This is a genomic window from Herbaspirillum rhizosphaerae (genome assembly GCF_001189965.1).
Classification (GTDB): Bacteria; Pseudomonadota; Gammaproteobacteria; order Burkholderiales; family Burkholderiaceae_D; genus Herbaspirillum; species Herbaspirillum rhizosphaerae.
Window position 1 is genome coordinate 67,913 of record NZ_LFLU01000002.1, and the last position, 18,232, is coordinate 86,144.

An 18,232-nucleotide genomic window follows, 5' to 3' on the forward strand; every position below is an offset into this window, starting at 1 on the left:
CGGGGATGCTGCGCACTTCGGTTTGCATCATGACGCCGATCAGACTATCAGAATGTGTAGCGGCCTTGCACGTAGATTGTGCGCGGCGCGCCGACCATGCGGCCGGGGTTGCCGTCGATGTTGCGCGTGTAGTAGCGGCGATCGGTCAGGTTGTTGACGCCGGCCATGACGTCGAAGCCCTTGGCGTTCGGCATCTTCCAGCTGACTTGCGCGTTCCAGGTGCGGAAGCCGGGGATCTCGCCGGTGGCGCCGTCTGCGCTTTCGGCGATGGTGTTGGCGACATCCATGAACTGGCGGCTCTGATGCGTGGTCGACAGATTGAATGCCCACGGACCTGTTTCGTAACGCGTGCCGATGGTGTCGGTCGTGCGCGAGTAGAACGGCACGTCGAGACCGGAGGTCGCGCCTGAGCGCTGCAGGGCGCGCGTGTAGGCATAGGTGGCGTACACATTCAGGCCGCGCAATGCGCCGTCCTTGTCGAAGCTGTAATCGACCGAGGTTTCCACGCCGTCGTGCTGGGTCTTGCCGATGTTCTGGAACAGCGCCGGATTGGTGCCCGGGATCTGTGAGATCTGGTTGTCGAAACGGATATCGAAAACGGTGACTTCAGCCGACAGATTGTTGCCCTTCCAGCGCGCGCCGGCTTCGACCGTTTTCGCCAGTTCCGGCGACAGCGGATTGCTGGCCGACAGCGAGTTGAGCTGGGTGTTCTGCACGACGCCGAAGGAAGTGTTGTAGTTGGTGAACAGCGTCAGTTCGGGTGAATACAGATATGCGATGTTGACCGATGGCAGCGGCTTGTTGTTGGTGACTTCGAACTTGCCGTTGGTGGTCGAATCGATGCGGGTGGAATTGATGTGCTCGTAGCGCACGCCCGGCGTGATGCGCCATGCGCCGATGGAGATCTTGTCGTCGAGGTAGACCGCATGCGCATCGGTGCTGTTCTTGAAGGAAGAAACTGCGCCGTTGACACCGGTTGCAATCGATTCGTTGTAGCTCTTGTCGGTGCCGCGCTCGCCGATATAGCGATAGCCGACCGTCACGTCGTTTGCGACCTTGCCGGCGATGAAGCGCTGCGTGTAGCGCGGCTCGATGCCGGTGGTCTGGTAGTCGCGCGGCTGATGCTGATAATTGGTGGTGGAACTGCCGATCAGCACGCTTTGACGGAAGCTCTCGACAAAGTAAGTGCGGATTTCAAATTCCTTGGTGTCCGAAATCGTATTCAGGTAACCGAAATCAACGGCCTTGCGATTGCCCGACCAGAAATCATGTTTGCGGGTGTTCTGGAACGGATTGGCATTGTATTGCGCGACGGTCAATCCACCCGGTGTACGCGACAGCACGTCGTAGTAGGACACCTTGCCGTAGATCTCGGAGTTCGGATCGATTTCAAAGCGGAACTTCAACGCGAAATCGTTCAGGCGTTCATTGCTGTTGTCGCGCCAGCCGGATCCTTCCGTACCCGAATACAACATCGCCAGGCCCAGGCCGTTGTCCAGCTGCGTGCCTGCGAAAGCGCTGTACTGCGTGCTGGAGCCGCCCTGGCCGTAGCTGTTGTAACGCACGCTGGCGTCGCTGGTCAGGCCCGGTTTGGTCGGGATCGAGCGGGTCTTGAAGTTGATGATGCCGCCGACGTTTTGCGGACCGTAGCGCACCGCGCCGCCGCCGCGTACCACATCGATTGCTTCGATGTTGTTGAGGCTGACCGGCGCAAACGAAATTTGCGGCTGGCCGTAAGGCGCGACCGACATCGGCAGGCCGTCGAGCAGGATGGTCGAACGCGGCGAATAGCGTCCGGTCAGGCCGCGCACGCCGATGTTGAGCGAGATGGCGCTGCCGGCGGTGCCGGAATTGTCCGTTGCCTGCACGCCGGGAATGCGGCGCATCACGTCGCCGATGTTGACGGCGCCGGTGCTTTCGATCTCGGTTTTCTTGACCACGGTGCGGGCGCCGGGGAAGGTCTTCACGCTGGTTTCCAGCGTATTGCTGCCCAGCCAGTCGCCGCTGACCTGGATCGATTCCAGGGTGTTGGGCGTGTCGCCGGCGGCTTGTTGCGCATACGACGCGCCGGACAGGGACAGCAAAGCGGTGGCAATGGCGACGGCGCAGCGGCTCGGCGTCGCGACGGTGCGCGGAAGAGTAAATAGAGTCATGGCGGTTTCGGTTGATATAAAAGCGAGTCGTGCTTCCGGCAGGCAGGGATGCGGCGCCGGCAAACAGGTAAAAAATTCTTTATAGATGTAACTAAATAAGAATCATAACCATTTGCGATATCGATACCAAGGGAAACATGCGGTTTGGTATGGGCTGGAAGGTCTTGCGGCGCCTGCTGTTGGTGGAAGTGTTGTTAAAAAATCACAGGCCTAATACGCGAGTCAAACGCAATTGTGGAAAACCGCAGGCCGCATTGCCGGGGTGAAAGACGAGGTCCGGCAAACCGGCCGACGATCGTGTACGCTGTCGCCTTCGACCGCAGCAGGCGGATCCCGCGAATTTCAGAAAGACGGAGCAGCAATGAACACAACAACCTCTGTAAAAACAGCCCTGGTCATCGGCGGCGGCAGCGGCATGGGCGCCGGCGTGGCGCAAAGACTGGCGGCCGACGGCTTCGGCGTCGCCATCCTGTCGTCGTCAGGCAAGGGCGAGGCGCTCGCCAACAGCCTCGGCGGCGTCGGCGTGACCGGCTCCAACCGTTCTTCGGATGATCTGCAAAAGGTGGTGGATGCCTGCCTCGCCCGCTGGGGTCGCATCGACGTGCTGGTCAACAGCGCCGGCCACGGACCGAAGGGAAAAGTGCTGGAGCTCACCGACGAAGAATGGCTGCTCGGCATGGAGGTCTACCTGATGAACGTGGTGCGCACCGCGCGCCTGGTCACGCCGCTGATGCAACAGCAGGGCGGCGGAACCATCATCAACATCTCCAGTTTCTCGGCGGTGGAGCCGTCGCAATCCTTCCCGACGTCGAGCGTGTTTCGCGCGGGGCTGGCGGCCTACACCAAGCTGTTCGCCGACAAGTACGCCGCAGAAAACATCCGCATGAACAACGTCCTGCCGGGTTTCATCGACAGCCTGCCGGAAAAGCCGGGCATCAGGGAACAGATCCCCATGGGCCGCTACGGCAAGGTCGCGGAGATCGCGGCGCTGGTGTCGCATCTGTCGTCGGATGATGCAGCGTACATCACCGGCCAGAATATCCGTATCGACGGCGGCATCACCCGCTCGCTGTAACGGGACGAAAATCGCCGCCGTCCGGCAAGGACGACGCGGCGCAGCTATCATGGTCTTCTTCGAAGAGGAGGTGCGCCATGGACAGCCAGACACTGAACGCCTACGACAACAATGCGGCCGCGTTCGCCGACGACTGGCTGGCGCAGCCGGCGCCGGACGACATGTACGCGTTGCTGACCGAACATTTTGCACCCGGCCCCACGGCCGACATCGGTTGCGGCGCAGGGCGCGACGTCGCCTGGCTCAATGCCAACGGTTTCGACGCGGTGGGTTATGACGGTTCCGCCGGCTTGCTGGAAGAAGCGCAGCGGCGTTATCCGACACTGACCTTTGAAAGCGCGCTGTTGCCGGCGCTCGACGGCGTGCCGACCGGACAGTTCCAGAACGTGCTGTGCGAGACCGTCATCATGCATCTCGAGCCTAGCGATGTTCCTGCTGCTACTGCGCGTTTGTTGGCCTTGCTGCGGCCGGGGGGAACTCTGTACCTGAGCTGGCGCGTTACCGACGACGCCTCGCAGCGCGACAAGCATCAGCGCCTGTACGCGGCCTTCGATGCGCAGTCGGTGCTGGATGCCTGCAGCGGCTATCAGCTGTTGTTCAACAAGACCGAAACCAGTCTGTCTTCAGGGAAAACGATTCAAAGGCTGATTGTCAGGAAGCCCTGAATCAGGAAAGGCCGGATGCAGGCGTACGCCGAGAGTCCGGACGCTGACGCAGCCCTGACACGCGGCTTGCGAACCCGCTTGTCGGGCATTGCTGCGATCCCGGCGACTTGCGGTCCTTTGAAAAGCCGTTAAAACGCCCCTTACACGCGTGGTTTGCCCTCTTGCCAGCGTGATATGATTTTCCTCTCTGTTTTCCCGTGTTGATGCGTGCCGGTCGCCATATTGCGGCACTGCCAGGCCACGCGATCGGCGTTGACGGAAGCGGAGCGAATACGATTCAATCCCGGGCGATCTGCAGCCCGGAGCACAAAGCCACGGAGGGCTTATGGCGGTACCGGAGTCGAACTCCTCATTGGATCCTGCAAACTGGAGCGAACTCCGGCAGCAGGGGCATAAAATGCTGGACGACATGTTCGACTACCTGGAGGGCGTCAGCGAACGCCCGGTGTGGCAGCCTATCCCGGATGCCGCGCGCCTGCCTTTCAGCGAACGCCTGCCTGCGCAAGGCAGCTCGCTCGACAGCGTCCATCAGGTCTTCATGGAAGGCATTTTGCCCTATGCGGTAGGCAACGCCCATCCCGGCTTCATGGGCTGGGTCCACGGCGGCGGCACGCCGGTCGGCATGCTGGCCGAGATGCTGGCCGCCGGCCTGAACGCCAATCTCGGCGGCCGCAACCAGATTCCCGTTGAAGTCGAACGCCAGATCGTGCGCTGGATGCGCGAGCTGTTTTCTTTTCCTGACAGCGCCAGCGGCTTGTTCGTCACCGGCACTTCGGCTGCCAACCTGATCGGCGTGCTGATCGCGCGCCGCCGCGCCTTCGGCGTCGAGGTGCGCGACGACGGCACGCAGACCAGCAATAACGTTGTCGCTTACACCTCCGCCGCCGCGCATGGCTGTATCGAACAGGCGATGGACATCGCCGGCCTCGGCCGCAAGCATCTGCGCAAGATTCCGATCCTGGCCGACGGCACCATGAACCTTGCGGTGCTGCAGCAATCCATCGCCGCCGACCGCGCCGCCGGGCTGCAGCCTTTCCTCGTGATCGGCACCGCGGGCTCGGTCGACATCGGCGCGATTGACGACCTCGAAGCCATTGCCGCACTGGCGCGTCGCGAGCAACTGCATTTCCACGTCGACGGCGCGTTCGGCGCGATGGCCATGCTGTCGCCCACGCACGGCGCCAAGCTCAAGGGTATCGAGCTCGCCGACAGCATCGCCATGGATTTCCACAAATGGCTGCAGGTTCCTTACGACGCCGGCTTCCTGCTGGCGCGCGACGGCGAATTGCACCTCAGCACTTTCGACGACGAGCAAAAGACTTATCTGGCGCGCGACACGCGCGGCATCGCCGCCGGTTCCCCCTGGCCCTGCGACCTCGGTCCAGATCTGTCGCGCAGCTTCCGCGCGCTCAAGACCTGGTTTACCTTCAAGGTCTACGGCGCAGGCAAACTGGGGCAGGTGATCGATCACAGCTGCGAACTGGCGCGTTATCTCGAACAACGCATCAAGGCCGATCCGACGTTGGAGATGATGGCGCCGGTCAACCTGAACATCGTCTGCTTCCGCCTGCGCTGTCCGGAAGAGGTGGCCGACGCGGTCAATCGCGAATTGCTGATCGCCATCCAGGAATCAGGCGCTGCGGCGCCGTCGTCCACCAAAGTCAACGGCCGTCTCGTCATTCGCGCCGCCCTCTTCAACCACCGGAGCACCACCGCGGATATGGATAAACTGCTGGCCGCCATTGCGCGACTGAGCCCGGGCATCCTTGCTGCGCATACACCTATGAGCCAGAACAGCCAGAGTACCCTGCCGTCCCTGCAAGACCTCACGCCGCAGTTCGATCCGGATTCTCCTTATCTGATCGGGTTGGCGAAGTTGCTGACGGCGGCCTACTTCGACGTCGACCTGGGCCCGATCGGCAATACGCTGATCCAGCACCTGCAGTCGGCGCCGGACGATCACAAGGCCATGATGGACTTGTCGACGATCCTGTACATCCGCGGCAACGACGAAGTCGCCGCCGCGACCCAGCTCGACGCCATCCAGATGCAGCAGCTCTACCATCTGCCGACCGCCGCGGGCGGCAAGCCCGGCCTGCGCCTGCTGGCGCTGATGGTGACCGGCGACTTCATGGCCAATACGCCGCTGGAGTTCATGCTCACCGGTTCCGACGTGGCGCTCGATGTGTTGTACGTCACGCCCTACGGCGACCTGCCGGCAGAATTGCCGCCGCACGACGTGCTGTTCGTGGCCGTCGGCGAATCCGACATGACGCGCGACCTGCTGGAAGAGTTGTGCGAAGCCGTGGAAGGCTGGGACACGCCGCTGCTCAATCATCCGCGGCCGTCGCTCAACCTGTCGCGCGACCGCGTGGGCGAACTGCTGCAAGACAAGCCTGAACTGTCGATTCCGCTGACGGCGCGCATCGATCGTTACGACCTGGAAGAGTTGCAGAACGGCGCCGCCGGATTGACGAGCTTCCTGTCCGACGGCGAGTTCCCGCTGATCATCCGTCCGATCGGCTCGCACGCCGGCAAGGGCCTGGAAAAGCTGCTCGCGCCTGCCGACATCGCCGCCTATCTGGAAGCCCACGACGGCGACGAGTTCTTCATCTCGCGCTTCGTCGACTACAGCAGCCCGGACGGCCTGTTCCGCAAATACCGCATCGTGCTGATCGAAGGTCGTCCGTTCCTGTGCCACATGGCCATCTCGGAAAACTGGATGGTGCATTACCTCAACGCCAACATGACCGGCGAGAACAGCTTCAAGCGCGACGAAGAAGCCGCCGTCATGCGCAATTTCGATCAGGATTTCGCCGAGCGCCACCAGGCGGCGTTCGACGTGCTGAACCAGACTTTCCCGCTGGACTATTACGGCCTCGATTGCGCCGAAACCAAGGACGGCCGTTTGCTGATCTTTGAAGTCGACACCGGCATGATCGTGCACGCGATGGATCCGGTGGACATGTTCCCTTACAAGCAGGACAACATGCGCAACGTGTTTGCCGCTTTCCAGAACATGCTGCACAAGGCGAAAGATTCTGCCAACGATTCGGCCGGATAATCCGGTAACCCCGATGCCAGCAGCCCCAGCCAAGCCGGGTAAGCTCTCTCCGATTTCCACCTTGTTGCTGCAGGGTGGCGACGACAGGATTCGTCTGCTCGACGGCGCGGCATTCAATAAATACGGGTGCCGTCCCTATCCGGTTGCGGGCTGCGTCGACTTCAGTTCATCGACGGCGTCGCATGTCTCGGCGTCCGCTTACGATGCGCTGGAGTTGCTCCGGTATCGTCTGGAGGAGGCGATCTCCGCGTCTTCTCCTGAGCAGGTGTACGCACGCGAGCTGCAGCAACTGCGCACGCGCTTTCTGTCGCTGTGGAATGTGCCGGCGACGACGGAGATGATCTTCTCCGCCTCCGGCACCGACGCGCATCTGATCGCAGCGAGTCTGGCGCAAACGCTGCATGAGACGCCGCTGTGCGCCATCATGATCCAGTGCGAAGAAAGCGGCAGCGGCGTTGCCGCGGCGTTGTGCGGCCAGCCGTTTTCTTCGCGTACCGCCACCGGCGATATTCCGCCTGCATGTGCGGCCGGCGATACATCCACGATCCATATCGACCTGCGCGCACCCGGCGGCAATGCGCGGTCCGCTGCTGAGGTCGATGCCGATTTCGAACGCGCCGCCGATCGCATTCTGGAGCAGGGTTTTCCGGTCTTGCTGGTCGCGGTGGACGTGTCGAAAACCGGCCTCGCCGCGCCCGGCATGGATGCGCTCGCCAGATTGAAGACTCGCTGGGGCCGGCAATTGACGGTGCTGGTCGACGCCTGCCAGTTCCGCCTCGACAGCGCCGCCTTGCATGCATATCTGGAGCTGGGCTGCATGGTTGCCATTACCGGTTCCAAGTTCTTTGCCGCGCCGTCCTTCTGCGGCGCCTTGCTGGTTCCGGCGGCGCTGGCGCAAGCAATGCAAGCACGGCCGATGCCGGCCTTGCTGCGCAGCTATTCCAGCAGCGCGGAATGGCCGGCGCACTGGCCGGGTGCCGGCGAACTCACGCGCGTTCCTAACCTCGGTTTGCTGTTGCGCTGGGAAGCCGCACTGCAAGAGATGCACGACTTCCTGCAAGTGCCCGCGGAGGAAGTGCAGCGCATCGTGTCGGCATGTGCAGAGGCGGTGCAGGGCAGACTGGCGTCGGATCCGCATTTTCAGGCGCCGGACGACAGCGCCGCCGTATCGGCATCGAACAAGCCGCCCACCATCCACGCCTTCATTCCCTGTAGACCGGCTCCGGATCGCAAGATGCTGGAGCGCAGCGAAGTGGAGCGTCTGTACCGGAGCTTGCAAAGCACGGTGCAGGCCGACGGTCGCATGTATCTGCTGGGGCAGCCGGTGCAGTGCGGCGGCTCAGGATCGTCCCCGGCATGGGCATTGCGCCTGTGCCTGAGCGCGCCGTTGATCGTCAATGCCTATCGCGGCGGCGAGGTCGGTCTGAGCACGCTGATCGAACAGGCGCTGGCTTGCCTGACGGCAGTGGCGGCGACCATCGATCAGTTGTAAGTGCTGGCCATCGACAAGGCCGCAAGAACGGATTCACCCCAGCATATCGTCAGGCCGGAATTTTTCTTCTTTCATGAACATGAACCCGTCACCCATTCACACCAGCGCATCGCCTGCAACAGAGATGCCGGTCGAAGTGCTTAACGAGGTACTTAAAGCCGTCGGCCTGCATTCGGTGCGCGCCGGTCCATATTCTTTCGCGCTCGCGCGCGGCCGCTGCCTGGTGGTCAGCGGCCCGTCCGGCGCCGGCAAAAGCCAGTTGCTGCGCATGATCGCCGATCTCGATGAGAATGCCGGCGAGATCAGTTTGCACGGCGTGCCGCGCGAACAGATGTTCGCCCCCGACTGGCGCCGTCAGGTGGTCTACCAGTCGGCTGAGCCGGCCTGGTGGGAGATCCATGTCAAAGACCATTTTCAGCAAACGCAACTGGCCGAGGCCCGCGCCTTGCTGGCGCAGCTGAATCTGCCGGCGGATATGCTCGACGCCGAAGTGTCGCGGCTGTCCACCGGCGAACGCCAGCGCATGGCACTGATCCGCTCGCTGCTCGTCAAGCCGGCGGTGCTGCTGCTGGACGAACCCACGGGCGCGCTCGACGAGAGCAATACGGCGGCGGTAGAAGCGGTGCTGAAAGCCCAACTGCAAGCCGGGCTGGCGCTGATCCTGGTGACGCACTCGACAGAACAGGCCGAGCGCCTGGCTGACGACAGGTTACACATTACCCGCCGGGAGGCCGCATGACTTTGCAGCCGATTTCCGCCGCCGATCTCGCCATCGCCTCGGTGCTGGTGATCATCAACGCGGTCATTTCCGTCTCGCTCGGCCTGCGCCTGCACAAGCCGGTGCTGCTGGCTGCGGCGCGCATGGTGGTGCAATTGCTGCTGGTCGGTTTGTTGTTGCGCTACGTGCTGGAATCGAAGTCGCCGCTGCTGACCACGCTGGTGATCGTCGCCATGATTCTGGCGGCGGCAAGGGAAGTTGCGGTGCGGCCGAAATGGCGCCTGAAAGGCTGGCAAAGCTACGGCATCAGCACCGCCATGGTGAGCGCGACATCGATCGCCACGGTGCTGCTGGCGCTGCTCACGGCGATTCGCCCCTCGCCCTGGTACGACGCCCACTACGCCGTGCCGCTGATGGGCATCGTGCTCGGCAGCGTGCTCAATTCGGCCAGCCTGGGACTCGATATTTTCTTCAGCGGCGTCATTGCGTCACGCAATGTCGTCGAAGGCCGCCTTGCACTTGGTGCCACGCGTTACGAGGCGCTCGCGCCCTATATGCGCAACGCCATCCGCAGCGGCCTGATTCCCGTGATCAACCAGATGTCGGCGGCCGGCATCATCACCTTGCCGGGCATCATGTCGGGCCAGATCCTGGCCGGCGTCGATGCGGTCGATGCGGCGAAATACCAGATCCTGCTGATGTTCATCCTCGCCGGCGGCAGCGGGCTGGCGGCAACCGGCAGCGTGTATCTGGCGGCGAAGGCAGTGACCGATGAGCGGCATCGCCTGCGCTGCGACCGGTTGAGAAATTAGTCAGCGCACGGTGCGTGGTGCTCAGGCACTGCCTCTGCCGAACATCGGCGAGCTGTTGCTGGCGGCGGCCAGTTCCGTTGCTGCCGCGAGCAGGGCGGGGCCGAGTTCCTGCATGCGTTTTTCGCTCAGCCGCATCAGCGGTCCTGCAATGCTGATGACGCCGATGGTGGGATAGCCCTTGCGCTGGATCGGCGCCGCCATGGCCGTCATGCCCGGCGCAAAGACTTCATTGATCATGGCGTAGCCGCGCTTTCTTCCTGCCTCCAGAAATCCCAGCAAGGCCTTGACCGTGGTCGGCGCATTCGGACCAAAGTCTTTGGGTTTGCCGAATCCTTGGCGCGACACCAGTTCCAGCGCACGCTCGTCGGACATGGTCAGCATCCAGGCGTGGCCGGTGGCGGAGCACGACAGGATCGTGTCCATCCCCATGTCCGGATCGTAGCGCAGCCCCTTGCGCGCACCCTGCGCCTTCGCGACCCAGGTCAGCCTGTCGCCGTCGACGATGGCCAGTCGCACCAGTTCTCCCGATAATTCGGCAAGGCGATCGAGCGTCGTCTGTGCAATGTCGACGATGCCCGAGGTCGCCAGAAAACTCAGCCCGAGACCGACCAGTTTGGTCGTCAGCACATAGTCGCCATGCTCGCGCACCTGGCGCACATAGCCGCAGCGCACCAGATCCGTCAGCAGCCGATGGCAGGCGCTGCGAGGGATTTCCAGTTCGTCGGCCAGCAGCGCAAGCGGTGTCGCCTCTGCCTGTGCGGCGAGGTATTCGAGTATTCCCAGGGTTCGTTCCAGCACGCCGTTCATGTGTCTCCATCATTCTGAAATTGGTCTGCAATTGGTTTGCGGATGCATGCAGATATGTTCTTTTAATTCATATTGTGAAATTAAATTCCAGTCTGGAATCCTGTTCTACATGCGTTGATATGATTCTACGCCAGCAGTGCAGGAATTCGTAAAGCAAACAAACGCAATACGCTGAACGCCAATGCCGACCTGCGTTTTCGTCCTGCTGGCGAAGACGGTGCAGATCAATGGCGCAATGCGAACGGTGCAGAAATATCTAATTGACTAGCGGGCCATAAGCCGCAGCATATTCTTACAGGAGACAACAATGGATACAGGAGTCAACGGCGCCGCTCATACCGCGATGGGGCCGCGGGCGGTGACCGCCGCCACCATCGGCACCGCGCTGGAGTGGTTCGATTTCACCTTGTACGGCGCCGTGTCGGCGACCGTGCTGCCCAAGCTGTATTTCCCTTCCATGGACCCGACCAACGCCCTGCTGGCGTCGCTCGGGACCTTCGGCGTCGGCCTTGCGGCGCGTCCGCTCGGCGCCATCATCTGCGGCCACCTCGGCGACAAGCTGGGGCGGCGCAACCTGATGCTCGGCACCGTCACCATCATGGGCCTGGCGTCGGTGCTGATGGGATTGCTGCCGACCTATGCGCAGATCGGCGTGTGGGCGCCGATCCTGCTGGTGCTGCTGCGGATCATCCAGGGTTTCGCGCTGGGCGGCGAGTCTACCGGCGCGCAACTGATGGCGCTGGAGCATGCCGCCGCCGATCGCCGCGGCAAGTATTCCGGCCTGCTCGGGTTGTGTTCGCCGCTCAGTCAGATCATGGCCAATGGCGTGCTGTTGCTGCTGGCTTCCATCCTGTCTGCGGACGCCTTTGAAAGCTACGGCTGGCGCATCCCCTTCGTGCTCAGTTTCATCCTCGTGATCGTCGGCATCTACATCCGCCTCAAGGTCAACGAGACGCCGGCCTTCGTCGAACTCAAACGCACGGCCGTCGCGCAGGCCGGCAGTCCGTTGAAGGATGCCGTGAAGTTCCACTACAAGACCGTGCTGCGCCTGATGTTTTTCTTCTGCGGCCCGGCAGCGATCTTTTATCTGATCGTGGTGTTCTCGCTGAGCTACATCACCAAGACGCTGGAAGTACCGAAGCAAACCGGCTTCCTGCTGCTGATGGGCGCCAACGTCTGCGCCATCTTCGGCGCGCTGGGCGGCGGCATCCTGAGCGACAGGATCGGCCGCAAGAAAGCGCTGGCGCTGGGCTCGATCGCGACCCTGCTGATCCTGTTCGTGTACTTCGCGATCCTCGACACCAAGAGTTTCGTGCCGATGCTGATCATCATGGGATTGTTTCTCGGCTTCACGCAATTCCAGAGCGGCATCCAGCCGGTGGCGTTTGCCGAAGCGTTTCCGACCAACGTGCGCTACTCCGGTTCGGCGCTGGCCTACACCGGCGCCAACCTGCTGACCGGCGGCCCGATGCCGGTGGTGGCAGTGTGGCTGCTCAGCGTATTCCACGGATCGCCGTGGGGCGTGGTGGGCGTGTGCGTTGCACTGAATCTGCTGTCGCTGGCGATGATTTTGATCGGACCGGAAACCAGGGGCATCGACATGAACCGGGTCGATCCGGTTGCGCAAGCCGGTGACACACATGCCGGCAACGTGATGTCCGCCGATGTGCACCGTCATCGCGCCACCTGAACCCTGTTTCGATTCACCGCACGCACTACATCTCTGAAGGATTGCATTTCATGACCAAGCTCGTTTATGTACTCAACGGCGCCAATCTCAACATGCTCGGCAAGCGTGAGCCGCATATCTACGGCACCACCACGCTGGCCGAAATCCAGCAGCGCACGCTGGCGACGGCGCGCGAGCTGGGTCTGGAATGCGAATTCCGCCAGACCAATCACGAAGGCGTCATGGTGGACTGGCTGCACGAAGCCTTCGAACGCGAAGCCGGCGTGATCATCAACCCGGCCGGTTTCTCGTTCTCGTCGATACCGGTGCTGGACGCCGTCAAGCTGTTGCACACGCCGGTGATCGAACTGCACATCACCAACATCCACCGGCGCGAAGAAACGCATCGCCACTCGCTGATTTCGCTGGCGGCGACCGGCGTGATCTGCGGGCTGGGGGCGGCCGGTTATCCGCTGGCGGTGCGCGCGATGGCGCAGGCTCTGGAGGATGCCGGCTGACACCTCGTCGCGGTGTCCGATTCTGTCCCAAGCTTGTCCGCCCGGCGTCTTGCCGCCGGGGATGGGGATCGTAAGATGAATGCCTGGCCGAAACGCAGACGATGAAGTCGGCACGGCAGAGGCGGGCGGTTTTTTGTAGAATGCCCGCTTCCCCTTCATTTTTGCATTCACCTAAGGCCCCTCATGCAAGCCCACCCCATGCGTTCCTCCCATCTGGCGCTCGTGCTGCTCGTCATCCTGGTCTGGGGCGTCAACTTCGCCATCATCAAGGTTGGCCTGAATGGTGTGCCGCCGATGCTGCTGGGCAGCCTGCGTTTCATCCTGGCGGCGTTTCCGGCCTTGCTGTTCCTGCGTCCGCCCAAGGTGCCGCTACGTCTCTACCTGGCCTTCGGTCTGACCATGTCGGTCGGCCAGTTCGCCTTCCTGTTCAGCGCGATTCATGTCGGCATGCCGTCCGGGCTGGCGTCGCTGGTTCTGCAGTCGCAATCCTTCTTCACGCTCTTGCTGACCGTATTGTGGCTGCGTGAAAAATGGCGCGCCAATCAACTCGCCGGGCTGTTGCTGGCGGCCGGCGGCCTGATGCTGATCGGCAGCGCGCACGGCGCTTCCATGCCCTTGCTGGGTTTCCTGCTGACGATTGCGGCGGCCGCCATGTGGGCGTGCGGCAATATCGTCAGCCGCGCGGTGGGACGTTACGGCCCGATGAATCAGCTGGCCTTCGTGGTGTGGGCCAGCCTGGTGCCGCCGTTGCCGATGTTCGCGTTATCGTGGGTGATGGAAGGCCCTGCCGCCATCGGCTCGGCGCTGCAGCACATGAGCTTGCAGTCGTTTGCGGCGGTGGCCTACATCGCCTGGGCGTCGACCTTGTTCGGCTATGCGGTGTGGAATTTCCTGATCGCGCGCTATTCGGTCAATCGCGTGGCGCCGTTCACCTTGCTGGTGCCGCTGGTGGGTTTGACCACCGGCTGGCTGGTCTTCGGCGAAGCGCTGCAGGCGATCCACTTTATCGGCGCCGCGCTGCTGATGGTGGGGCTGATCGTCAACCTGTTCGGCGCATCGCTGTTCGCGCGCCTGAACTGGAAAACCCGTCAATCCTGAGCGGGCTCATTCAATCTCATTTGTTCCAGAACGGACTCTGCCAGGCATCCAGCGCGTCGAGAAAGACGCGCAGCCTGGCCGGCAGGAACTTGCGCGTCGGGTAGAGCGCATGCACCGGGATCTTCGGTGAACTCCACTTCGGCAAGACGCGTTGCAAGCGGCCGTCGGCCAGCATCTCGTCGCAGTAATTGAAGGGCAGCAGGCCGATGCCGTGGCCCTTGTACGTGAAGTGGCTCACGCTGTTGAAATCGCGACTGGAGATCGCGCCGGAGACATGCACAGACGCCTGCTTCTTGCCGCTGACCAGATCCCACTTCGCCTCGTTGTTTTTTCCGTTCATCAGCACGCACTGATGCGCGCGCAGGTCTTCCGGCTTTACCGGCAGCGGCCGCCCCTCCAGATATGACGGCGTCGCCACCAGATAGCGGATGTTGGTACCCAACTTTTTCGCAATCAGGCTTGAGTCTTCCAGCTCGCCGAAGCGGATCCCGACGTCAATGTTCTGCGCAACGAAATTAACGAACTCATTCGTGATGAACAGATCGATCCGGATGCGCGGATAGTTCTTCAGAAAATCCGACACGAAGTTCAGAAACGCCTCTTCCCGCAGCACCACGGGAACGGTGATGCGCAGGATGCCTTCCGGTTTCTTCTGCGTCTGCGTCAGCACGCGCTCGGCATCGGCCAGGATGCTCAGCGGCTCCTGGCATTGATGGAAATAATCCAGTCCCTGCACCGTCAGCGTCAGCTTGCGCGTGGTCCGCTGCAGCAGGGTGACGCCCAGTTGCTGCTCCAGTTCCGAGATGCGGCGGCTGACCGTCGACACCGGCATGCCCAGCGCGTGCGCAGCCCGGCTGAAGCTCTCGAACTGAGCCACCTTCACAAATATCGCAATGTCGTTGAGATCCGCCATGCCGCGATATTTCCATAAATGGAAAAGAAATTCCACATATTTCCATCTAATCAGGCAAGCGCATTTGCTTCATTCTCCTGTCTACGCCATCCGGCATCCCCGCTGACGCAACACCGATAACCCTGAGTTTCTCCATGAAAACCCTGAAACCGCTCACCATCGAATCCGTGCCCGATAACGCCAGGGCGAGCATGGCGTTCGTGAAAAAACGGCTTGGATCGATTTCCAACCTGATGGCCACGCTCGGCAATTCGCCGGCGATGCTCAATGGCTATCTGGCGCTGGACGCCGCATGGGACACCACCGTGCTCACGGCGCGCGAGCGGCAACTGGTGCTGCTGACGGCCTCGGTCGAGAACAAATGCCTGTACTGCATCGCCGCACATTCCACCACGCTGGCCGGCATGCGCGTCGATGCGGAAATCATCAAGTCGGTGCGCAATCGTACGCCCTTGCAGCATGGCGGCCTGGACGCACTGGTCGGGTTGACACGCGAGCTGGTCAACGAGCGCGGCTTTGTCGGCGAGATCGCCAAGCAGAAATTCTTCGCAGCAGGCTATGACGAAATCGTCCTGATGGAAATCCTGATCGGGGTCGCGCTCAAGACCATGAGCAACTACCTCGATCATCTCAATCCCATCTCGATCGACACGGTCTTCCAGGAACAAGCCCAGGTGCGGTAGGGCCGGGGACGACAAGAACTTTTGCTTCACACACGCAGTTAGTCATCTACTTATTCAGTTATTCACAAGGAGCACTACCATGAGCACGAACAAAACCATCATCATCACCGGCGCATCGCAAGGCATCGGCGCCGGCCTGGTGCAGAACTTTCTCGACCGCGGGTACAACGTGGTCGCCACCTCGCGTAGCATCGTCCAGCGCGGCGCCTTCACGGCATCCGCCAATCTGGTGCTGGTTGACGGCGACATCGGCCAGGAAAAGACGGCGGCGCTCGTCGTCGCTGCCGCGCTGGAAAAATTCGGCCGCATTGACGCGCTGGTCAACAACGCCGGCATCTTCTACACCAAGCCCTTCGTCGACTACACGGAAGAAGACTTCCAGGCCTTCGTCTCGACCAATCTGCAAGGCTATCTCTACATCACCCAGCACGTCGTGCGCCAACTGCTCAAGCAAGGCACGGGCGGCAGCGTGGTCGGCATCACCACCTCGCTGCTGGAACATCCTATCGCCGGTGTAACGGCGTCGGTGCCGATGATCACCAAGGGCGGCATCAATTCGCTGTCGACCAACCTGGCGCTGGAATACGCCAAGGACGGCATTCGTTTCAACCTGGTCGCGCCCGGCATCGTCGACACGCCCATGCATGAAAAGAATCCAAAAGATTTCCTGAAGACCCTGTCGCCGATGGGCGTGATTTCCGACGTGCAGGACATCGCCGACGCCGTGGTCTATCTGACCGAAGCGCGCACCGTTACCGGAGAAGTGTTGCACGTCGATGGCGGCGCACACTCGGGCAAATGGTAAGCGCGCGCGGTATGGATACGCCGCCGGGCGGCGCGGAGCAACGCCTGAAGGAGCTCGGCATCGTGTTGCCGGCGGCGCCTTTGCCTCTCGGTGCTTACGTCGAAGCGGTGCAGACCGGCAAGCTGCTGTTCCTCAGCGGCATCCTGCCGGTGGTCGACGGTAAGCCCAGGCATGTCGGCCGGGTGGGTGTCGAGCTCGATCTGGAAGCCGGTCGCGACGCCGCTTTCACCGCCTGCCTGAATGCACTGGCGGTGGTGCGCGACGAGCTGGGTTCGCTCGACAAGGTGAGTCGGGTCGTGCGGCTTGCCGTCAGCATCGTGGCCGAGCCCGATTTCCGTTCGCACCCGCTGGTGGCGGACGGCGCATCGGAACTGCTGGAGGCAGTCTTCGGCAAAGACAAGACGTCGACGCGCAGAGCGCTCGGCGTGGTCTCGCTGCCGCTGGGCGCACCGCTCGAGCTGGAGCTGATCTTCGAAATCGGGCAGTAGGCAATCAAGTCACCAAGCAACCAAGGAGCCGAACATGAAAGACGCACTTGCCGTCGCGAGCAATTCCTACGCACGCGACAACGCCCTGCACTGGAAGCGCAATCTGATCGTCTGCGTGTTCGGCTCCTTCACGACGCTGGTGAGCCTGACGCTGTTGTTGCCCTTCCTCCCGGTCTACGTGGAGGAGTTGGGCGTCAAACAGAATTCCGCCATCGTCTGGTGGTCGGGGATCGCCTTCGGCGCGACCTTCCTCGGCACCGGCCTGACGGCGCCGCTGTGGGGCTACCTGAGCGACCGCTTCGGCCGCAAGCCCATGCTGGTGCGCGCCGCCATCGGCATGGCGATCTTGATGCCTCTGATCGGTTGCGCGCACAACGTCTATGAGCTGAGCTTGCTGCGTCTGCTGGCCGGTGTGATCGGCGGCTATGCATCGTCATCGACCTTGCTGATTGCCACCCAGACGCCTGCCGATAAATCCGGCTGGGCGCTGGGCATCCTGTCGACCGGCGCATTGGCGGGCACCTTGACCGGGCCGTTGATCGGCGGTCTGCTGCCCGGCTTGATCGGCATCCGTCATACTTTTTTTGCGACCGGCGCCATGATCGCGGTGGCAGCGCTGCTGACCATCGTGTTCGTGAAGGAAAACTTCGTACCGCGTCCGCGCAACAGCAATGCATCGGCGCCGGCAGCAACAAAGCATCTGCGTCTGGTCGTCGGCGCCATGTTTGCAACCGCCATGCTGGTGCTGTTCGCCAACATGTCGATCGAGCCGATCATCACGGTCTACTTGCAGGACATCCACGTTGACCGCAGCCATGTTGTGCTGGACGCCGGCATCGTGATGGCGTCATCCGCGCTCGGCAGCATCATCATGGCCGCGCCGATGGGCAGGCTGGCCGATCGCATCGGCGGCTGGCGCGTGATCGTGTATTGTCTGACGGCGGCCGGCTTGTTGATGATCCCGCAGGCGTTCGTGTCGGCCTGGTGGCAACTGGGGATCCTGCGATTCCTGCTGGGCGCGGCGCTGGCCGGATTGTTGCCGTCGATCGCCAAGCAGATCCGGCAATCCGTGCCGGAGAGCGCCTTGGGCAAAGTGCTGGGTTATTCGCAGTCGTCGCAATATGCAGGACAAGTGCTCGGCCCGCTGGCGGGCGGCGCGATGGGCGGCACGGTCGGCATGCGCTCGGTATTTTTTCTGACGAGCGGCATGTTGTTGTGGGGCGCCGCCGCCAATTTGTGGGCTTGCCGCAAGGTGCGCCTTTGATCCATCCG

Annotated in this window: 16 protein-coding genes; 13 read left to right on the top strand and 3 right to left on the bottom strand. The window is 62.2% G+C overall.

Features of this window, described 5'->3' with window-relative positions; translation table 11 throughout:
• Positions 1-47: 47 nt before the first annotated feature.
• Complete coding sequence (locus tag AKL25_RS03075; RefSeq protein ID WP_050476188.1) at positions 48-2,153, bottom strand: TonB-dependent receptor family protein; 2,106 nt, start codon at positions 2,151-2,153, stop codon at positions 48-50.
• Positions 2,154-2,514: 361 nt separating this feature from the next.
• Between AKL25_RS03075 and AKL25_RS03080 the strand changes: the two genes are divergently transcribed.
• From AKL25_RS03080 to AKL25_RS03105, 6 genes are all read left to right on the top strand, one after another.
• A complete protein-coding gene (locus tag AKL25_RS03080; protein WP_050476189.1) occupies positions 2,515-3,228 on the top strand; it encodes an SDR family oxidoreductase in 714 nt (237 codons plus the stop codon).
• Between the two features lie 77 nt (positions 3,229-3,305).
• Positions 3,306-3,893: a class I SAM-dependent methyltransferase gene (locus AKL25_RS03085; RefSeq protein ID WP_050476190.1), complete on the top strand. Its 588-nt coding sequence runs from the start codon at positions 3,306-3,308 to the stop codon at positions 3,891-3,893.
• 325 nt (positions 3,894-4,218) lie between these two features.
• Positions 4,219-6,957, top strand: a complete 2,739-nt coding sequence (locus AKL25_RS24525) for a pyridoxal-dependent decarboxylase (RefSeq protein ID WP_240475634.1) — start codon at positions 4,219-4,221, stop codon at positions 6,955-6,957.
• 13 nt (positions 6,958-6,970) lie between these two features.
• Positions 6,971-8,449, top strand: a complete 1,479-nt coding sequence (locus AKL25_RS03095; protein WP_157050458.1) for a hypothetical protein — start codon at positions 6,971-6,973, stop codon at positions 8,447-8,449.
• Between the two features lie 79 nt (positions 8,450-8,528).
• On the top strand, positions 8,529-9,188 hold the full coding sequence (locus AKL25_RS03100; protein ID WP_083444583.1) for an ABC transporter ATP-binding protein: 660 nt from the start codon (positions 8,529-8,531) through the stop codon (positions 9,186-9,188).
• Positions 9,185-9,979 (top strand): ABC transporter permease, encoded by a 795-nt coding sequence (locus tag AKL25_RS03105; RefSeq protein WP_050476193.1) that lies wholly within the window; start codon positions 9,185-9,187, stop codon positions 9,977-9,979. The genes AKL25_RS03100 and AKL25_RS03105 overlap by 4 nt, the downstream gene beginning before the upstream one ends.
• A 21-nt stretch (positions 9,980-10,000) precedes the next feature.
• Here AKL25_RS03105 and AKL25_RS03110 read toward each other — a convergent pair whose 3' ends face one another.
• Positions 10,001-10,786, bottom strand: coding sequence for an IclR family transcriptional regulator (locus AKL25_RS03110; RefSeq protein WP_050476194.1), 786 nt, complete (start codon positions 10,784-10,786; stop codon positions 10,001-10,003).
• Positions 10,787-11,093: 307 nt separating this feature from the next.
• On the opposite strand from AKL25_RS03110, the gene AKL25_RS03115 reads away from it, so the two are divergent.
• The 3 genes from AKL25_RS03115 to AKL25_RS03125 all read left to right on the top strand — a co-directional run bounded on the left by AKL25_RS03115 (position 11,094) and on the right by AKL25_RS03125 (position 14,071).
• Positions 11,094-12,476, top strand: a complete 1,383-nt coding sequence (locus AKL25_RS03115) for an MFS transporter (protein WP_050476195.1) — start codon at positions 11,094-11,096, stop codon at positions 12,474-12,476.
• A gap of 50 nt (positions 12,477-12,526) precedes the next feature.
• Positions 12,527-12,973 carry a type II 3-dehydroquinate dehydratase gene (locus AKL25_RS03120; RefSeq protein ID WP_050476196.1) on the top strand — a complete coding sequence of 149 codons (447 nt, stop codon included), beginning with the start codon at positions 12,527-12,529 and terminating at the stop codon, positions 12,971-12,973.
• Between the two features lie 198 nt (positions 12,974-13,171).
• A complete protein-coding gene (locus tag AKL25_RS03125; RefSeq protein ID WP_050476197.1) occupies positions 13,172-14,071 on the top strand; it encodes an EamA family transporter in 900 nt (299 codons plus the stop codon).
• Positions 14,072-14,087: 16 nt separating this feature from the next.
• Here the strand turns inward: AKL25_RS03125 and AKL25_RS03130 are convergent, their stop codons facing one another.
• Complete coding sequence (locus AKL25_RS03130) at positions 14,088-14,984, bottom strand: LysR family transcriptional regulator (RefSeq protein ID WP_050476198.1); 897 nt, start codon at positions 14,982-14,984, stop codon at positions 14,088-14,090.
• 134 nt (positions 14,985-15,118) lie between these two features.
• On the opposite strand from AKL25_RS03130, the gene AKL25_RS03135 reads away from it, so the two are divergent.
• The 4 genes from AKL25_RS03135 (at position 15,119) to AKL25_RS03150 (ending at position 18,224) form a co-directional block, all read left to right on the top strand.
• Entirely contained in the window at positions 15,119-15,667 is a 549-nt protein-coding gene (locus tag AKL25_RS03135) for a carboxymuconolactone decarboxylase family protein (protein WP_083444557.1), read from the top strand.
• 79 nt (positions 15,668-15,746) lie between these two features.
• Complete coding sequence (locus AKL25_RS03140; protein ID WP_050476200.1) at positions 15,747-16,472, top strand: SDR family NAD(P)-dependent oxidoreductase; 726 nt, start codon at positions 15,747-15,749, stop codon at positions 16,470-16,472.
• 11 nt (positions 16,473-16,483) lie between these two features.
• Positions 16,484-16,960: a RidA family protein gene (locus AKL25_RS03145; RefSeq protein ID WP_157050460.1), complete on the top strand. Its 477-nt coding sequence runs from the start codon at positions 16,484-16,486 to the stop codon at positions 16,958-16,960.
• A 34-nt stretch (positions 16,961-16,994) separates the two neighbouring features.
• The gene (locus AKL25_RS03150; protein WP_050476202.1) at positions 16,995-18,224 is read left to right on the top strand and encodes an MFS transporter; all 1,230 of its coding nucleotides are present in this window, start codon (positions 16,995-16,997) and stop codon (positions 18,222-18,224) included.
• The last annotated feature ends 8 nt before the right edge of the window (positions 18,225-18,232 follow it).